Annotated in this window: 17 protein-coding genes; 2 read left to right on the forward strand and 15 right to left on the reverse strand. The window is 64.5% G+C overall.

Translation table 11 applies throughout. The features are described 5' to 3' along the window. The first annotated feature begins 70 nt into the window (after positions 1 to 70). Positions 71 to 1,999 carry a beta-L-arabinofuranosidase domain-containing protein gene (locus tag AC3WLM_RS10910; protein WP_492477369.1) on the forward strand — a complete coding sequence of 643 codons (1,929 nt, stop codon included), beginning with the start codon at positions 71 to 73 and terminating at the stop codon, positions 1,997 to 1,999. Here the strand turns inward: AC3WLM_RS10910 and AC3WLM_RS10915 are convergent. The 10 genes from AC3WLM_RS10915 to AC3WLM_RS10960 form a co-directional block, all read right to left on the reverse strand. Further along, complete coding sequence (locus tag AC3WLM_RS10915; protein ID WP_492477370.1) at positions 1,996 to 2,406, reverse strand: DUF1801 domain-containing protein; 411 nt, start codon at positions 2,404 to 2,406, stop codon at positions 1,996 to 1,998. The genes AC3WLM_RS10910 and AC3WLM_RS10915 overlap by 4 nt on opposite strands. Before the next feature lie 43 nt (positions 2,407 to 2,449). Next, a complete protein-coding gene (locus AC3WLM_RS10920; protein WP_492477371.1) occupies positions 2,450 to 4,549 on the reverse strand; it encodes a TonB-dependent receptor plug domain-containing protein in 2,100 nt (699 codons plus the stop codon). Between the two features lie 90 nt (positions 4,550 to 4,639). Then, positions 4,640 to 4,891 carry a hypothetical protein gene (locus AC3WLM_RS10925; protein WP_039336211.1) on the reverse strand — a complete coding sequence of 84 codons (252 nt, stop codon included), beginning with the start codon at positions 4,889 to 4,891 and terminating at the stop codon, positions 4,640 to 4,642. Between the two features lie 21 nt (positions 4,892 to 4,912). Further along, a complete protein-coding gene (locus tag AC3WLM_RS10930) occupies positions 4,913 to 5,356 on the reverse strand; it encodes a chemotaxis protein CheW (protein ID WP_039336209.1) in 444 nt (147 codons plus the stop codon). A 22-nt stretch (positions 5,357 to 5,378) separates the two neighbouring features. Next, positions 5,379 to 5,750, reverse strand: a complete 372-nt coding sequence (locus AC3WLM_RS10935) for a response regulator (protein WP_082013426.1) — start codon at positions 5,748 to 5,750, stop codon at positions 5,379 to 5,381. A 23-nt stretch (positions 5,751 to 5,773) separates the two neighbouring features. Beyond that, positions 5,774 to 6,331: a chemotaxis protein CheD gene (locus tag AC3WLM_RS10940; RefSeq protein WP_052242571.1), complete on the reverse strand. Its 558-nt coding sequence runs from the start codon at positions 6,329 to 6,331 to the stop codon at positions 5,774 to 5,776. Between the two features lies 1 nt (position 6,332). Next, positions 6,333 to 7,352, reverse strand: a complete 1,020-nt coding sequence (locus tag AC3WLM_RS10945; protein WP_062345870.1) for a protein-glutamate methylesterase/protein-glutamine glutaminase — start codon at positions 7,350 to 7,352, stop codon at positions 6,333 to 6,335. After that, entirely contained in the window at positions 7,349 to 8,218 is an 870-nt protein-coding gene (locus AC3WLM_RS10950) for a CheR family methyltransferase (RefSeq protein WP_039336206.1), read from the reverse strand. Before AC3WLM_RS10950 ends, AC3WLM_RS10945 begins: the two co-directional genes overlap by 4 nt. Continuing rightward, positions 8,215 to 10,431, reverse strand: a complete 2,217-nt coding sequence (locus tag AC3WLM_RS10955; protein ID WP_492477372.1) for a chemotaxis protein CheA — start codon at positions 10,429 to 10,431, stop codon at positions 8,215 to 8,217. The genes AC3WLM_RS10950 and AC3WLM_RS10955 overlap by 4 nt, the downstream gene beginning before the upstream one ends. Beyond that, the gene (locus tag AC3WLM_RS10960; RefSeq protein WP_052242570.1) at positions 10,428 to 10,688 is read right to left on the reverse strand and encodes an STAS domain-containing protein; all 261 of its coding nucleotides are present in this window, start codon (positions 10,686 to 10,688) and stop codon (positions 10,428 to 10,430) included. The genes AC3WLM_RS10955 and AC3WLM_RS10960 overlap by 4 nt, the downstream gene beginning before the upstream one ends. Positions 10,689 to 10,889: 201 nt before the next feature. On the opposite strand from AC3WLM_RS10960, the gene AC3WLM_RS10965 reads away from it, so the two are divergent. Then, positions 10,890 to 11,918 (forward strand): chemotaxis protein CheB, encoded by a 1,029-nt coding sequence (locus AC3WLM_RS10965; RefSeq protein WP_492477373.1) that lies wholly within the window; start codon positions 10,890 to 10,892, stop codon positions 11,916 to 11,918. Positions 11,919 to 12,031: 113 nt separating this feature from the next. Here AC3WLM_RS10965 and AC3WLM_RS10970 read toward each other — a convergent pair whose 3' ends face one another. Genes AC3WLM_RS10970 through AC3WLM_RS10990 form a run of 5 tightly spaced genes read right to left on the reverse strand, consistent with a single transcriptional unit; the run spans position 12,032 to position 16,100 of the window. Continuing rightward, positions 12,032 to 12,415 carry a flagellar export chaperone FliS gene (locus AC3WLM_RS10970; protein ID WP_039336200.1) on the reverse strand — a complete coding sequence of 128 codons (384 nt, stop codon included), beginning with the start codon at positions 12,413 to 12,415 and terminating at the stop codon, positions 12,032 to 12,034. 1 nt (position 12,416) lies between these two features. After that, on the reverse strand, positions 12,417 to 13,859 hold the full coding sequence (gene fliD, locus AC3WLM_RS10975; RefSeq protein WP_492477374.1) for a flagellar filament capping protein FliD: 1,443 nt from the start codon (positions 13,857 to 13,859) through the stop codon (positions 12,417 to 12,419). A 5-nt stretch (positions 13,860 to 13,864) separates the two neighbouring features. Further along, on the reverse strand, positions 13,865 to 15,028 hold the full coding sequence (locus AC3WLM_RS10980) for an EscU/YscU/HrcU family type III secretion system export apparatus switch protein (RefSeq protein ID WP_492477375.1): 1,164 nt from the start codon (positions 15,026 to 15,028) through the stop codon (positions 13,865 to 13,867). A gap of 9 nt (positions 15,029 to 15,037) precedes the next feature. Next, entirely contained in the window at positions 15,038 to 15,820 is a 783-nt protein-coding gene (gene fliR / locus AC3WLM_RS10985; protein ID WP_062345860.1) for a flagellar biosynthetic protein FliR, read from the reverse strand. A 4-nt stretch (positions 15,821 to 15,824) separates the two neighbouring features. Beyond that, on the reverse strand, positions 15,825 to 16,100 hold the full coding sequence (locus tag AC3WLM_RS10990; RefSeq protein ID WP_039336195.1) for a flagellar biosynthetic protein FliQ: 276 nt from the start codon (positions 16,098 to 16,100) through the stop codon (positions 15,825 to 15,827). Positions 16,101 to 16,102: the final 2 nt, after the last annotated feature.

Consider the following 16,102-nt stretch of genomic DNA (forward strand, 5'->3'; position numbering starts at 1 on the left):
GACCACAGTAGTGACAAGTCCGCTCTTGGCAGTTAGTCTGACTAATTCCGAACTCTTGCAAGTGGCAGGCATGACTGTAATCCCCCTCGGCCTTGGTGCGACCCGGCGCTCGTTTCTTCAGGGAGCAAGCGCACTTGGCCTGTTCTCGCATGATGTCAGCGCGTTCGCGGCAGCTGCAAAACCGGGGCAGACACAGGCCATGAACCGGGTCCAGCCTTTCGACATGTCTGACATAACGCTGGCCGAGAGTCCGTTTCTCCATGCCCAGCGCATGACCGAGGCCTACCTCCTGCGGCTGTCGCCTGACCGGATGCTGCACAATTTCCGCAGGAATGCGGGGCTCGAGCCGCGCGCGCCGGTCTATGGCGGATGGGAGTCCGAGAAGACCTGGGAGGACATCAATTGCCACGGTCACACCCTCGGCCATTACCTTTCCGCCTGCGCACTTGCCTGGCGCGCCACTGGCAAAGCCGAATATCGCAACCGCATCGAATACATCGCCAGCGAGCTTGCGGCGTGCCAGAAAGCTTCGGGTTCAGGCCTCGTCTGCGCCTTTCCCAAAGGTGCGGCGCTGGTGGTCGCGCATCTGCGCGGAGAGAAGATCACCGGGGTTCCGTGGTACACGCTGCACAAGGTCTACGCCGGCCTGCGCGACGCGGCGCAACTGGCGGACAGCGACAGGGCGAGGGACGTGCTGCTGCGGCTCGCGGACTGGGGCGTGATCGCGACGCGGGACCTTTCCGACGAAGCGTTCGAAGCGATGCTGGATACCGAGCATGGCGGCATGAACGAGATCTATGCCGATCTCTTCGCGATGACCGGCAAGGCGGAGTATCGGACGCTTGCCCTGCGCTTCTCTCACAAGGCCATCCTGCGTCCGCTGGCAGAACGCCGCGATCATCTCGACGGGCTGCATGCCAATACACAAGTGCCCAAGATCGTGGGATTCCAGAGGGTTCATGAAGTGACGGGCGCGCCGGAGTATCACCGCGCCGCGCAGTTTTTCTGGCAGACCGTCACCGGGCCGCGGGCCTTCGCCACCGGGGGACATGGCGACAACGAACATTTCTTTCCCATCGCAGATGGCGCGGCACACGTCTTTTCCGCCAAGGGTTCGGAGACCTGCTGCCAGCACAACATGCTCAAGCTCACGCGCGCCCTGTTCATGGCTGAACCCAAGGCGGAGTACGCCGACTATTACGAAGGGGCGCTGTACAACGGCATCCTCGCCTCGCAGGACCCTGACAGCGGCATGGCGACGTACTTCCAGGGCGCAAGGCCGGGCTACATGAAGTTGTACCACACGCCCGAGGATTCGTTCTGGTGCTGCACCGGAACAGGCATGGAGAACCACGTAAAGTATCGGGATTCCATCTATTTCCACGACGCGGCCGCGCTCTGGGTCAATCTGTTCATCCCTTCCGCTGTGCGCTGGCGCGGCATGGGTGCGGAACTCGCGCAGGAGACCGCTTTCCCGGAAAGGGCAGAGACCTTGCTGCGGTGGAAGTGCGCCCGGCCGTTCGAGGCGACGCTGAACCTGCGTCACCCCAGCTGGAGCCGGACGGCCCGCGTTCTGGTCAACGGGGCAGAAGTCGAGACGTCAAACGAACCCGGGCATTTTCTCGCGGTGCGCAGGACATGGCGCAACGGTGACACGGTTGCTTTGCAACTGAAGATGGAAACGACCGCCCAGGCCCTGCCGGCAGCGGACGACATCGTGGCGTTCAAGCATGGGCCGCTGGTGCTTGCCGGAGCGCTGGACCCGGTTCTGCAGGGTAGCGACATCGTGGTCAACGAGCGGCTCTATGGTGCCTACAACGATGCACCGGTGAAGGTCCCGCACCTGGCTGGCGAGGCTCAAGATCTGGCGAAAGCGATCCGCAGCAGGGCCAAACCGCTGGAGTTCGAACTGCCGGCGGCGGATGGCTCGGCTATCCGGCTGTTGCCGTACTTCAGGATCGCCCACCAGCGCTACGCGACCTATTGGAAACTCGCCTAGCGCTTGCGCGCCGGCTCCTTTGCCAGATTGAACGCCACCGCCGCACGAATCAGTGCGACGAAGGCCTCGCCATCAAGCGCATCGCCCTCGCGCAGATCGATGGCACGGCGCGTGCCGCCGGTCAGGCTGGCATTGAACAGGCGATCAGGATCGGGCAGCGCGGCGCCGTGGACGAAAGTCAGCTTCACGTAGGCCTTGTAGACCTCGCCGGTGCAGATCACGCCGCCATGCTCCCAAGTCGGCACGCCTGCGGGATTCGTGGGTTTTGCCCACTTCACGCTTTCGATCACGCCCGGGTCGGCGCGATGGATAAGCTCCCGCACTCGAGCGAGCATCTCGCCGCGCCAGTCGGCAAGCTCGGCGATGCGGGCGTCTATTCGGCTGGCGGGAGAGGCTTGCTCGGTCATCGTCTGAGGTTGGCAGTCAATGCCTTATAGATAAATAGGAATCTCAGATGCTCCCCTTCACCGTCAGGGTGAAGATCGGGCCGATCAGGCGATCGCGGGTCTCGACGAAGGCGATGGGCGAATTGGGGCGGGGGCCGGCGAAGACCTCGCGGTCCCAGCGCTGGCGGCCGTTGAGCAGGTTGTTGGCGCTCGCTTTCACCGTCAGGCCCATGACGTTCTTGTGCTCGATGTAGACTCCGGCAAACACCGGTCCTTCATAGGCGCGACCACGCTCGAAGCGGCGGTGGTAGAGCGACTGGTGGTTGTATTCGTAGGATGCGCCTGCCGCCCAGTCCGTACCTTGGAAGTCCTGGCGGAAGTTCAGCTCCCAGTAGCGGTCGGTGATGCCGCCATAGGGGATGTGGTTGGCGGGATCGAACGGATCGCGCAGCTTGGTGAAGGTCAGCTCGACGTTGAAATCGAGCCGCGCGCCTTTCCAGCCAAGCGGATCGAACTGCAGCGTGGTGTTGCTGACAATCTGCCGTTCCTGCGCCGATCCGACGTTGCCGATGGATTCGCCGTTCGTGCCGATCGGGATCACGGTCACGTAATCCTGCACATTGCGGCCGACGAGGCGCAGCTTGGTCGAGCCCAGCTTGCCGAAGGTGCGATTGAGTTCGAGTTCGGCCGACCAGTCCTGCTGCGGCACGAGATCAGCGTTGCCGCTGTTGGCATTGCCATCATCGAGGAAGCGGCGGGCAAGGAAGTCGTAGAACGAAAGCTGGCCGACCGAGCGCTTGATCTTGAACGAGACATCGAGGCTTTTTGCGGCCTTCCAGCCCAGCGAGAGCGAGCCCTTGGGCCGGAAGAACGAGCGGCTGAGGTTGCCGTTGGGGCCTGTCGCGCCAGTCTGCATCAGCGTCGATTTCTCGGCGCCGGCGATCAGCTGCAAGGTCAGGGTGCTGGAAAGCGGGCGGCTGAATGAGAGGCTGGCATCATAGCGGTCTTCTTTCACGCCGCCGGTGCCTTCGGGGAAGGGGATCTCCACGAACTGGCCGGTGTCATCGAGTTCGGCAAGGCTGGCGACGTTGCGCAGCGAATTGAACGCGCCTTCTCCCGCGAGTTGCCAGTCTCCGCCCAGCATCTTCCAGGAATATTCGCTGCGAACGATGCGCTCGCTGCTGTCGCCGGTCTGGGCGAACCGGTCACCCACAGCGGGCGAGCCGTCACCAAACGTGGTCACGACCTGCTGGCTGTAGGGCTCGTGCTCCTCGCGGTTGAGGCCGATCAGCTTGAGGCGGCCGGGCCCAAGCGCGAACTCGTAATCGCCGCCGATTTCCCAATTGCGGGCGGAGGATTTGTCAATCAGGTCGCGCACCACGGTCGAGCCATCGACATTGGTACGTACCGAGTGTTCGGTGAACCGGCGGGGCACGCGCTGGAACGAGCCGTTGAGGTTGGCGATGGACGAGCCGGGGCCGTCGATGGTCAGGCGCACAGCGAGCTTGGGATCATCGCGGTTGGCCTTGACGACGTCCTCGCGGGTCTGGATCACCGCGCCGTTGCGGTCGGTGATGATCGTCGGCCCACCGGCTGCGCCGCGATTGGCGTTGTTGGTGAGGCTGATTGTGTATTCGACCGGCCCCTGGCGGCCCGATACCGACACTTCGCCGTTGGTGTAGCGCGGGTCTGCATAGTGTGCGCGGTATTCCGGGCTGTAGCGGAACTGGCCGGAAAAGCTGGAGGAGCGGGCAACGACATTGGCGACCTGTCCCGTGAGGCCGGGGATGTCGAGCTTGGCGCCATCGACCAGTTCGATACGCTCGACGGTGGAGGCCGGGATGCGCGAAAGCTGGGTCCAGATATCGTCCGACTTGGATGACAGGCGCTTGGAGTTGACCAGCACGTTGCCGCTGGCCTGGCCGAGGCCTCGCGCTTCCTCGCCTTCGCGGATGGTGAAGCCCGGAACCTGGCGCAGCATGTCCAGGGCATTGCGCGGGGCGAAGCGTTCGAAGTCCTTGGGCGTGAACGTGCTGCGGCTGCCGGTCGTCTGGGCGGCGGGAGGGGCAGTTTCGGGGGCTTCCTCTGCGGCGCGCACCGGCATGGCAAGGGCAAGCATGGCGCAACCGCACAGCAGCGGGATTTGTTTCGATAGAAACTTCATGCCCCGCCGATGGCGCAACTCTGCAGGGCTGACGCGACAGGCTCGACCAACGACATGCGCGGGCCGACCAAAGCCATGTGTCGGTTGGAATCAGCCCGAAAGGCGCATCCGGTCACGCAGGACGTCGATCGCGATGCGTTCTATCGCGTCAGCAGGGCGATCAGCCAGCAGGAGACGAGCGAGCGTGCGCTGCTTCTGCGCGATAAGGTCGATCGCCTGGAGCTTGTCCATGTGGTTGATGGCCACGCTCATGTCGTCGCACAGGGCGGAGCCAAGTGCTTCGACTTCTTCGGCCAGCTCATCAAGGACGACCGCAATCTGGCGATGGGTGGCTTGTGCCATGGGCCTTTGCCCTCCCTTGGGTCAGGCTGCTTCGGCGATCTGGGCGCCATCGGAAAGGGCGGCGAGGTTCAGGACCATGACCATGCGGTCCTCGATCGCGGCGAGGCCTTCAAGGAAGGGCACCACCGTATCGCCTGCCGTGGTCGGCGGCGGCGGCTGGAGCGCTTCGCTGTCGATGGTCACGATGTCGCTGACCGAATCGACGATCCAGCCTGAGATCTGTGCGCCCTGCTGGGTAACGATGATCGCGTGACGGGGCGTTGCTTCGGTGGCGCGCCAGCCGAGTCGGGCGGCGAGGTCCACAACCGGAAGGACCGTGCCGCGCAGGTTCACGACGCCTGCGACATAGTGCGGCACGCGCGGCAGGCGCGTGGTGGGCGACCAGGCGCGGATTTCGCGGATGGCCATGATGTCGAGGCCGAAGACCTGGCCTTCAACCTCGAAGGTGATCAGTTCACGCAACATGTCTGGTTCCTTCCAGCAGGGTTCAGTGGGAGACGCGGCGGACGGCGGCGACGAGCTTTTCCGGGTCGAACGGCTTGACGATCCAGCCAGTCGCACCGGCCGCGCGGGCGCGAGCCTTCTTCTCGTCCGAGCTTTCGGTCGTCAGCACGAGGATCGGGCGATCGCGGTGGCGGCTGCCCTCGCGCAGGCGCTCGATGAGGCCGAAGCCGTCAAGCCGCGGCATGTTGATGTCGGTAATGACCACATCGACCTCGTTCATGGCCAGCCAGTCGAGCGCGGCCATGCCGTCCTCGGCCTGCGATACGTCGAAACCGTGCCCCGAAAGGGCATGGTTGAGGAGCGCCCGCATGGAGGGGCTGTCGTCTACGGTAAGGATCCGGGTAGTGTTGCTCATGGATGGGACTCGCTTCTCGACGATCAGAACAGTTCGACATCGCCACGAGCAAGTGCCGGGCGCGGGGTGGGCTGGACGGGTGGCGCGAACCGGTCTTCCACAGTGCGGTGGCGGACCTGGCCCGATGCCGGGCGGAAATCGACGCGGCGCGCCTGGGTGCCGCCCAGGTCCTCACGCAGGAGCGCAATGCCTTCACGACGGAGGAATTCGCGCGCGAAATCGGCGTTCATCGAGCCGATGCGCATCATGTTGCGATTGACGTTCGCGCCGCCATAGAGGTGCGCCTTGAGGTTGCCCTTGCGGGCGCCTCGGGCGAGCATCTCGTTGACCAGCAGCTCCATGAGGTAGACGCCGTAGTGCTCGTCGACCTTGGTGCCTGTAGCGTTGGCGGGCGGCTCGGACAGCAGGAAGTGGTTCATGCCGCCGATCCGCGCCTCCGGATCATAGAGGCAGGTGGCCACGCAAGACCCCAGCACGGTCGAGTACTCGATAGAGGGGCTGCCGCTTGCCAGCGCCTGGCCCTGCATGACCGTTACCCGTTCGAGCGGCGGCGCGCCGGGAATGGGGGTTTCGAAGCTCATTTCAGGCCGCCTTGCTGAAAGCGTGGCGCGCGATTGCACCGAGGGGGGCGACAATCCGGGCAGCGCCGAGATGGATGGCAGCGCGGGGCATGCCGAACACGGTGCAGGTTGCCTCGTCCTGGGCAATGGTGCGCGCGCCGCTCTGCGCCATGGCGAGAAGGCCCTGCGCTCCGTCGGCACCCATGCCGGTCAACAGAATGCCAACTGCCCGAGAGCCGACAGTCTTCGCCACGGATTCGAACAATACGTCGACGCTCGGCAGGTGGCCCGAGACCGGGGCTCCGGCACGCAGCTTGCAGTGCAAGGTCGAGGAGCCGCCGAGCGAGAGGTGGCGATCATCGCCGGGGGCGAGATAGACGTGGCCATCCTTGAGCGGCATGTCGGGTTCGGCGACGACGATGCGCGGCGGGCAGGACTGGTCCAGCGTGCGCGCGACGGCGGGGGCAAAGCGCGCGTTGATGTGCTGGACGATCAGCGTGGGCGGGCAGTCGGCCGGGAAACCCGAAAGCACGGTCTGCAGCGCTTCGACGCCGCCGGTCGAAGAACCGATGGCGATCAGGGCAGGGCGATCCGCCAGCAATCCGCGCGCTTCGCTGGCGACGCGGCGCGTTTGTGGGGCGCGCGCGGTGAATTGCACTTTCGCGGCTTCACGGATCATGCCGGCAAGCCGGCCTGCGTCGTCCAGCCCGTGCCCGCCACCCGACTTGGCATAGCAATCGACGGCGCCGAGCGCGAGCGCGCGGGCGGTCATCTCGTTGCCTTCCTGCGTCGAGCCGGACACGATGATCACCGGGGTCGGGCGCAGTTCCATGATCTTGGCGAGGAAATCGAGGCCGTTCATGCCGGGCATCTCGATGTCGAGCGTGACCACGTCCGGGTCCAGTTCACGGATCATCTGCCGGCCTTCGGCGGCATTCGCAGCGGCGGCGACGACTTCGATATCGGGCTCCTTGCCGAGCCGGTTCATCAGGATCGCGCGCATGGTGGGCGAATCCTCGACGATGACGACGCGAATTGTCATGCAGCCCTCTTGCGGTAGATGGTTGGTCCCATGGTGGAGAGTTGGTCGAGAGCCGGGCCGGTAACCCGCTCGGAATGACCGATGTACAGCCAGCCGCCGGGCGCGAGCTTTTCGGCGAAACGGGCGACCAGACGTTCCTTGGTCGGGCCGTCGAAATAGATCATCACGTTGCGGCAGAAAATGGTGTCGAACTGCCCCTGCATCGGCCAGTCACCAAGCAGGTTCAGTGACCGGAAGCGCGCGATCTGCTGCACCGCCGGATCGATCGTGCATTCATCGCCCGCTGTGCGCGTCCAGGCACGGCGGAGGGCTTCGGGAACAGGCTTGAGATCTTCGGCGCGGTATGTCGCGGCACGGGCCTTGGCGAGCGCGTGGCTGGCGATGTCGCTGGCGAGCAGCCGCAGATCCCGTCGGGCAATGGCGTGGCCAGCCCCGGAGTCTTCGCCCAGTAGCGTCATCAGCAACGACCAGGTCTCCTCACCGCTCGAACAGCCTGCTGACCACAGGCGGACCTTGCCGCCGCGCTGGAGTCGATCGACGTATTCAGGCCGGACATCGCTGGCGAAATGCTCGAAGTGATGTGCCTCGCGATAGAAGAAGGTGTGGTTCGTGGTCAGCGCGCAGATGGCCTTCTGCCGTTCGGCAAGGTTTTCGCGGATGCGCAGGACATAGGCCCCGAACGTGACGCATCCGGAATCGCGCACCAGCGGCGCAAGGCGGGAATAGACCAGCATGGCCTTGCCCGGCGGCAGCACGATGCCGGCTTCCGCATGGGCGATCTCCGAGATAGCGCGGAAATCGGCCTCGTCGAACACTCCAGGGCTGACCCCCGGCATGCTCGCGTCAAGAACATCCATCAGGCTCATGCGGCTTCGGCCATGGCAGCGGAGGAGGCCGATGAAAGGCTGCGCGAGACCAGCCCGTCCACGTCAATGATAAGGGCAACCCGGCCATCACCCAGGATGGTTGCCCCGGCGACGCCCTCGACAGACCGGTAATGGGTGTCTAGGCTCTTGATCACGACCTGGCGCTGGTCGCAGATGGCATCGACCATCAGCGCGGCTCGGCCTGCGCCTTCGGTTTCGACCACGATCAGCACGGCCTCGCGCGGGTCGCTGACGGCTTGCGCCGCGCCGACCGAATGGGCCAGCGAGATGACGGGAATGAACCTGCCGCGCACGTTGATCATGCTGCGGCTGGCGCCAAGGCCTTGCACTTCATGCGGTTCCGGGCGAAGGCTTTCGACAACGTTGGCGAGCGGCACGACCAGCGTCTGGTCGCCGACGTTGACGACCATGCCGTCCGAGATGGCCAGGGTGAGCGGCAGGGTCAGGGTAAATGTCGTGCCCTTGCCCGGTTCGGAATCAATCGTGATGCGCCCGCCCAGATCCTTGACGTTCTGGCGGACCACGTCCATTCCGACCCCGCGACCCGAAATGTTCGAGACCTGCTGTGCGGTTGAGAAACCAGGGGCGAAGATCAGCAGATCGATCTCTTCCTTGGACAGGATGGCATCGGGTGCGATCAGGCCCTTTTCGACGGCCTTGGCAAAGACGCGCTCGCGATCGATGCCCTTGCCGTCGTCGCCAATGCGGATGAGAATCCGGCCGGAACGATGCTCGGCCGAAAGGGTCAGCGTGCCCTCGGCCGCCTTCCCCGCAGCGATACGCTCGTCGGCCGGTTCGATGCCATGGTCCACGGCGTTGCGGATGAGGTGGGTCAAAGGTTCGCCCAGACGCTCGATCACGGTCTTGTCGAGTTCGGTGCTTTCGCCCGATACTTCCAGGCGGACATGCTTGCCCGTGGTGGACGACAGTTCACGCAGGATGCGCGGCACGCGGCTGAAGACCGAGCCGATCGGTTGCGCACGGATCGACATGGCCGATTCCTGGATGTCGCGGGTCAGGCCCTCGATCATCGCCATCTCCTCGGCAACAGCGAGGCCTTGTCCGGCAAGGCGCTGCGCCATCATGGCTTGCGCGATCACAAGCTCGCCGACAGCATCGATAAGCTTGTCGAGCTTGCCAAGTTCGATGCGGATGGACTGACCCGGAGCGGGGGGCGCGGGCGGTGCCGAACTGCTCGAGGCGGCGGCGCGCGATGGCGTAGCATCCTCGGCAGCGGCGGGAGCGCTTGAAACGGGGGCAGGCGCCGGTGCCTCGACGGCGACGGGAGCCGGGGTCTGCGGTGCCGCAGGTGACGGCGGCGCAGACTCGGCTATCTGCACCGGCGGCATCTCCGCGTCGGCTCCGAACGCCAGCGAGCAATCATCGCCGACGAAGTCGAAGATGTCGCGGATGCTGGCTTCGGCAACGTTTGAGGGAAAGCTGAACGCCCAGCCGAGGTAGCCGCGGCTGGGATCGAAGGAATCGAGTGGTGGGACCGAGGAAACGTCGCAGACTTCGCACCGGCCGCCCAGAGCCGCCATTTCGCGCAACATCAGCAGCGGCTCGCTGCCATTGCGCATCGCGCCGCTGTGGGGGCGAAGGCGCATGTGCCAGCGTTCCTGCGTCGTTTCGATATCAGGGGCAGGCGCGGCTTCTGGCGTGATTTCGCCTGAAATGTCGTCAAGCAGGGCATCGAGATCGAAGTCGAAATCGTAGCCGTCGTCGCTTGATGCTTCGACGGCAATCGGCTCGACGGCGACTGCCGGCTCGGGCTGCGGGGCTGGCGCCGGAGCTGCGGCAGGGGCGACACCGGCATTGGCAGCCATTGCTGCGGTAAGTTCAGCCTGGAGCGCGCCGTCCTCGGGGGGCTCGGTACCATCGCGCGCGGCAGTCACATGATCGCTCAGCGTATCGAGCGCACGCAGGAGAAGGTCGGTGAGCGGGCCGGTAATCGGCACGGTGCCGTCGCGCACATCGGACAGCAGCGTTTCGAAGGTATGGGTGAAGCCCTGCAGCGCGACGTAGCCGAACGCCCCCGCGCCGCCCTTGATCGAATGGACTCCGCGGAACACGGCGTTGACGGTATCGCTGTCCTGGGTGCCTTCGCGGCAAGCGGCGAGACCCTGTTCGGCTGCGGCCAGCGATTCTTCGCATTCGGCAAAGAAGATCGCCTGGATTTCGTCGGCGGTCATGCCAGCACTCCCGAGAAGAGTTCGTCAGCGAGCCCGGTCAGCGCGGCGGCTTCGCTCAGGGCATCGGAAGGGAGAATCACCGCGCCGTCACCCGTCTGGCGGGCGCTCACCAGCAGTTGCAGCATGGCCTGTCCGATCTGCCGGCACTCGCGCGCATCGATCTCGAGCGGGCCGGATCCCAGCGCTGCCAGCATTTCGGGCAACAAGGCTTCGGCAGCGGCGCGGTCGCAGCGCTCTGGCAGGGTGATCGATGTCATGGAGATGCTCTTCCTCCGGCTCGGTTGGGCCGACCGGGGAGACCCGACGCGGCAACTGGTCTTCCGGAATAGAGCACGAGGGAAAAGGCGGGCTTTCGCCGGGCCTACGGTGAGATACGTAAGGGCCGGAACATGAATTGATGGTGCTTCGCGCGTAGAACGAACCGAGGCGAAACAGCGCCTTGGAAGGTTTCTCTTGAAATGCACGAAGCCCGTGTTCTTGTAGTCGATGATTCCGCAGCAATGCGGGCTCTGTTTTCCGACATCCTCGATCAGTCCAAGAACGTGACCGTGATCGGCGCGGCGGCAAATGCGGCCGAAGCGCGTGAACAGATCAAGGAACTGCGACCCAACGTGGTGACGCTCGACGTCGAGATGCCCGGCATGAGCGGCATCGAGTTCCTGGAAGAGATCATGGGCTCCAACCCCTTGCCGGTGGTCATGCTTTCCAGCTTGACCCAAGCCGGAACCGAGACGTCGCTGAAGGCATATGAACTGGGTGCGGTCGAGTGCTTTCCCAAGCCGCTCAAGGCAACGCCCGAACAGTTCAGCAAGACCGTGGGCAAGCTCGGCAAGATCGTGCTGGCGGCGGCAAACAGCAACGTGAAGGACCGCAAGGCGCCACGCGAACACAAGCAGGCTGAAGCGCACTTCGAATGGAACGGACACCTTCTTGCGCTGTCCGCTTCGATGGGCGGCATCGACGCCCTGACCCAGCTGCTTTCCTATTTTCCCGAAAAGTGCCCTCCCACGGTGATTGCCCTCAACGCCGAGCCAGGCATTGTCGAGACGTTCATCAAGCGCATGGACGGCGAGCTGAAGTGCAGCGTCAAGGCGGCCAAGGACGCCACGCCCCTGACGCAGGGCACCATCCACATTGCATATGACCCCGAACGTCACGTGGTGATAGAGCCGGGCACTCCGGCGAAGTTGCGCCTGATCGATCGTGACCCGGTGGATGGCATGCGGCCTTCGGCCAATCTGCTTTACGGTTCGATCGCGCGCGGTTCAGTCCCGGCGGCAGGCGCGATACTGACCGGCATGGGCGCCGACGGCGCCAAGGGCCTGAAGCTGATGCGCGATAACGGGTGCAAGACTTTTGCCCAGGCGCGTCAGTCGGCGCTGGTCGCCGAAGCCCCGGCTGCCGCCATCGATGCCGGCGCGGCCGAGAGCGAGCTTGACCTCGATGGTCTGGGCGAGGCGCTGATCGCAGCCTGCAACATCGGGTAGGAACCATGTCCTGGAGATCCTGCGCGGTCCGTCCCCGTCCGCGCAGGTGAGGAAGGCCCGGAACCGTCAAGGTTCCGGGCCTTTTCCTGACGGCTAGCGGCCGAGAACCGGTATCAGGCCGGGATGCTGCGCAGCATGGCCTCGCGGATTTCGGTGAAATCCTGTCGGATGGCCTGCAGCGTGCGCGCATCGAAACGCGTCACGCAATCGAGGATCGCATTGCGGGCCGATTGATACAGCTGGATCAGCGCGCCGGCGGTTGGATTGGCGAGGTCCACGCCCATCTGCAGCGCGGTAAGAGCGGAGATTGCACGGGTCAGCGCAGCGCTCTTCGCGGCGTTGTCGCCCCGCTCCTGCGCATGGACGGCGCGGCCGACCGAGCCGATGACCTGTTCGAGGCACAAGTCCACCAGCTGGCGTGAATCGGCCCCGCGAACACGGGCGTCGAAATCAACGCGGCGATAGGCTTCGGTCGGGTCTTTTCGATGGTGCAGCATATCAGTTGTTGCTCGATGCGTTCCAGGCTTCGATCTGGGCCTTCAGGAAGGACAGGGTGGATTGCGAACCGCTGACGCGCGTGTCCATGGCGGCAAAACGGGTGACGAGCTGCTGGCGCAACGTCTCCTGCTTTTCGGCGAGGGTGGCGGACCGGTCTGCCAGCGTTTTCTGCAGGGCTGTGTTGCGCGTGACCGAACTGCCCAGCGAGATTCCGGTCGTTGAATTGGCATTGCGCGCGATCTTGTCGATCGCCGCGAAAACGCCGAAAATGCCGGTCGTCCACATCGCTCCGGCTTCCTGGGGGGAATTCTTGAGCGTCTGGTTCAGGCGAGCCGTATCAAGGCTGAAAGTGCCGTCACGCTCGGTCTTGAGACCCAGGTCCGCCAGGGTTGATGGAGCGCCGGGTGCGGCATTGACCATGATCTTCTGACCGGCGAGCGACATCAGCGCGTTGCGCAGTGCGCGGGCGCCGGGGTCGTTGTTCAGCTCGCCCGTGTCCTTGTTCATGGCCTGGTTAAGCTGCGAGGCAACTTCATTGAGCGCATCTTTCAGGTCGCTCATCGCCGTGGCAATGCCCGACGATGGATCGCTGAAGCTGATCGTTGCCGTATTGCCGACGTTCGTTGCCGTCAGCTTGAGGTTGAGGCCGGGGAGCGCGTCATTGATCGTGTTGCTCGTGCCCGTATAGGCAACACCGTCGAGCAGATAGGCAGCATCGGTTGCGGTTGATTTGAGCTGGGTGGTGTTCGTCGCAGGTGTCCACGCAAGATCCGACAGCGCTTCGCCGCCGACCGCAGGGGTTGCCTCGATGACAAAGCCGCTGTTCGCGCCTTCCTTGCCCTTGACCACCAGTTGCGCGCCTGCAGAACCGTTGGCGACATAGGCCGATACGCCAGCGCCCGAAGCGTTGATGGCGGTGGCTACATCGGCAAGCGTCGCTCCGGCAGGGACGTTGATGTCAACGGCATCCTGCGCGGCATCTGCAGTGAACGCACCGCCCGAAACGGTGCCGAAGCGCAGCGTCAACGTGCCTTCGCCCACGGGCGAGGTCGAAGAGGCGTAGGCCGGCATCACCAGCTTTTGCGCATTGGCAAGCGAAGTCACTTCAAGGCTGTAGGTGCCGCTGCCGCTCAGCGTGCCCTTGCTGACCGTAGCGACGCTGGTGTTCGAGATCGAGGGCTTTACCGCCAGATCGCCGGTGCGGATCAGTGTGCCGATCGATGACGAGAGCGTGCTGATAAGGGACTTGAGGTTCGACGCGCTGGAGATCTGGGCTTCGAGCTTCTCGGTCTTTGCCGAGAGCTGATCGATCCGTGTTGCGAACTGCGCAGCCGCCAGCTGTTCGGCAAGCTGTGCGGTGTTGATGCCACTACCCGCGCCCAGCGCCGAGACGATCTGCGCCGTGGCGGACGTGGATGCCGTGGAGGATGTGGTCGTTGCCATGGTTGTTAGGACGGCTGCCTTGATGCGGTCTTAAGGTCGATCACCGCTTCGGGGCGGCCATCTGCGTCGAACCGCATGTGGATCGGCAAGTCGATGGCGGGCAGTTGCACCTGATCGCCCCGCTTGAGCGAGAGCACGAAGGCCAGGACCGACGCGACGGCGGCATAAAGATCCTCGCGGATCATCTGGTTTTCGCGCGTGGTGAAGTAGACGGAACGGGCAAGCGGCGGCAGTTCGAGCGTAGGAACGCCGAGTTCTGCTGCCAGCTCGCGCATGGCCAGCGCCTTTTCGCCACGTCCCTTGGCCAGCACGACTGGCGCGGGGGCAAGTTCAGGGTCGTAGACCATGGCGACCGAGAAGTGCGTCGGGTTGGTGATGACGAACTGCGCCTTCTGCATCGCCTGCTGCATCGCCCCCATCGCCAGCTGACGCTGCTTGTTGCGGATGGCGGCCTTCTTCTCGGGCGAGCCTTCGGCTTCCTTGTGCTCGTCCTTCACTTCCTGCAGTGTCATGCGAAGACGCAGGAAGCGGCGGACCCATTGGATCGGGAAGTCGATCAGGGCGATCACGATCAGCCCGGACGCAAGCGCGAAGGCAAGCGAGGTGATCGTATCCCACGCGGTGACAAGCTGGCCGTGGATGCTGCCTTGGCCGAGGCCGACGATCGCCGCGATGCGCCCTGACGCCCAGAAGTATGCAATCGAGCCAAGCAGTACGAGCTTGGCGAGGCCCTTGGCCAGTTCGATCCAGCCTTGCGGGCCGAACATGCGCTTCAGGCCCGACAGTGGATTGATGCGCGAAGCCTTGGGCGCGAGATTGGCAGGGATCCAGCGCCCGTCGGACAGGCCGATCTGTGAAAAGACCGAAGCGGCCAGCACCATCAGGCCGAGCAGGAAAACCGGCGGCAGGACGGCAACCATTGCGCCCGTCAGCAGCTTTGCCGGGGCGAAGTCCTCGATAGCCGCGCGATCGAGCGTAAACGAGGCGCGCAGCGTGTCCTGCAGGGCGTCCATCATCCACGGCCCCGCGAACTTCAACCAAACCGCGCCTACCAGCACGCCGACGGCGGTTGCCAGGTCCTTCGAGCGCAAGACATCGCCATTCCTGGCGGCATCCTTCTTGCGCTTCTCTGTCGGGGCAAAGGTCTTTTCGCCTTCCTGCTCGGCCATCCCCGCCTCCTACTTCAGGACCAGCGCGCCGGCATTGGCGACGGCGGTGGCGGAGATCTCGACCATCACGTCGGTCAGCATCGGGGCGGCGGCGATCATGGCGGCAAGGCCGGCAAGCACGCCTGCGGGCAGGCCGAGCGAGAACAGGTTCAGGCTAGGGGCCGAGCGGCTGATGATGCCGGTGGTCACCTGAACCAGCAGCAGGATCAACGTGACGGGCAAGGCGATGAGGATCGCGGTTACGAACATCTGCGTGGCGAACTGGCCGATCAGGTCGATGCGGTTGGCCGCCAGCCACGACGTGCCGGGCGGGAAGGTGCGGTAGCTGTCGACCAGCAGAGCGATCCAGTTGAGGTGCGCGCCGGTGCCGAGGAAGATCACGGTGAGAACGACGGCGAAGTACTGGCCCATCGCCGGGGAGTGCGCGCCGCTGACCGGGTCGGCCGTGGTGGCAATGGACATGCCCATGCCGCCGCCGATCACTTCGGCGGCAAGCGTAGGCGCGGCAAAGGAAAGCTGCAGGGCAAAACCCATGGCAAGGCCGATCAGGACTTCGTTGGCCGCGCTGAGCAGGCCATTGATCGAAAGCAGCGCGGTCGGCGCTTCAACCGGGGTCCAGCCGCACACCAGCATCGCGATCGCGCCCGAGGCGACGATGCGGATCTGGTAAGGCACGGTGCCGGTGCCGAACAGCGGCGCTGCAAACATGGCGGCGGCAATGCGTGTCATCACGAACAGCCAGCGCCAGAAGTCCGCTTCCAGCGCGCCAAAGCCGAAGTTCAGCTGCAGCACAGCATCAGCCTTTTCCGGTCATGGCGATCTGGTCAAAGATTTCCTTGGTGAAATCTCCAACCAGCCCGAGCATGGCCGAACCGAACAGCACAAGCACGAGTGCGGTGACGGCAAGCTTGGGTACAAAGGTCAGCGTCTGTTCGTTGACCGAAGTTGCCGCCTGAATCACGCCGACGACGAGGCCGACGGCGAGCGAAGCAATGAGGATCGGCGCGGCCACCAGTGCGGTGATCCACAGCATCCGGTCAGCCAGCGCGAGGAGGGAGGCAGTGTCTTCCATCG

It is taken from the genome of Novosphingobium sp. FW305-C-30-35, assembly GCF_058783135.1.

What these genes read in the sequence shown, in the direction of transcription:
- AC3WLM_RS10910 (WP_492477369.1), top strand. Translation starts at nt 71, where the DNA reads ATGACTGTAATCCCCCTCGGCCTTGGTGCGACCCGGCGCTCGTTTCTT.
- AC3WLM_RS10915 (WP_492477370.1), bottom strand. Translation starts at nt 2,406, where the DNA reads ATGACCGAGCAAGCCTCTCCCGCCAGCCGAATAGACGCCCGCATCGCC.
- AC3WLM_RS10920 (WP_492477371.1), bottom strand. Translation starts at nt 4,549, where the DNA reads ATGAAGTTTCTATCGAAACAAATCCCGCTGCTGTGCGGTTGCGCCATG.
- AC3WLM_RS10925 (WP_039336211.1), bottom strand. Translation starts at nt 4,891, where the DNA reads ATGGCACAAGCCACCCATCGCCAGATTGCGGTCGTCCTTGATGAGCTG.
- AC3WLM_RS10930 (WP_039336209.1), bottom strand. Translation starts at nt 5,356, where the DNA reads ATGTTGCGTGAACTGATCACCTTCGAGGTTGAAGGCCAGGTCTTCGGC.
- AC3WLM_RS10935 (WP_082013426.1), bottom strand. Translation starts at nt 5,750, where the DNA reads ATGAGCAACACTACCCGGATCCTTACCGTAGACGACAGCCCCTCCATG.
- AC3WLM_RS10940 (WP_052242571.1), bottom strand. Translation starts at nt 6,331, where the DNA reads ATGAGCTTCGAAACCCCCATTCCCGGCGCGCCGCCGCTCGAACGGGTA.
- AC3WLM_RS10945 (WP_062345870.1), bottom strand. Translation starts at nt 7,352, where the DNA reads ATGACAATTCGCGTCGTCATCGTCGAGGATTCGCCCACCATGCGCGCG.
- AC3WLM_RS10950 (WP_039336206.1), bottom strand. Translation starts at nt 8,218, where the DNA reads ATGAGCCTGATGGATGTTCTTGACGCGAGCATGCCGGGGGTCAGCCCT.
- AC3WLM_RS10955 (WP_492477372.1), bottom strand. Translation starts at nt 10,431, where the DNA reads ATGACCGCCGACGAAATCCAGGCGATCTTCTTTGCCGAATGCGAAGAA.
- AC3WLM_RS10960 (WP_052242570.1), bottom strand. Translation starts at nt 10,688, where the DNA reads ATGACATCGATCACCCTGCCAGAGCGCTGCGACCGCGCCGCTGCCGAA.
- AC3WLM_RS10965 (WP_492477373.1), top strand. Translation starts at nt 10,890, where the DNA reads ATGCACGAAGCCCGTGTTCTTGTAGTCGATGATTCCGCAGCAATGCGG.
- AC3WLM_RS10970 (WP_039336200.1), bottom strand. Translation starts at nt 12,415, where the DNA reads ATGCTGCACCATCGAAAAGACCCGACCGAAGCCTATCGCCGCGTTGAT.
- fliD (WP_492477374.1), bottom strand. Translation starts at nt 13,859, where the DNA reads ATGGCAACGACCACATCCTCCACGGCATCCACGTCCGCCACGGCGCAG.
- AC3WLM_RS10980 (WP_492477375.1), bottom strand. Translation starts at nt 15,028, where the DNA reads ATGGCCGAGCAGGAAGGCGAAAAGACCTTTGCCCCGACAGAGAAGCGC.
- AC3WLM_RS10990 (WP_039336195.1), bottom strand. Translation starts at nt 16,100, where the DNA reads ATGGAAGACACTGCCTCCCTCCTCGCGCTGGCTGACCGGATGCTGTGG.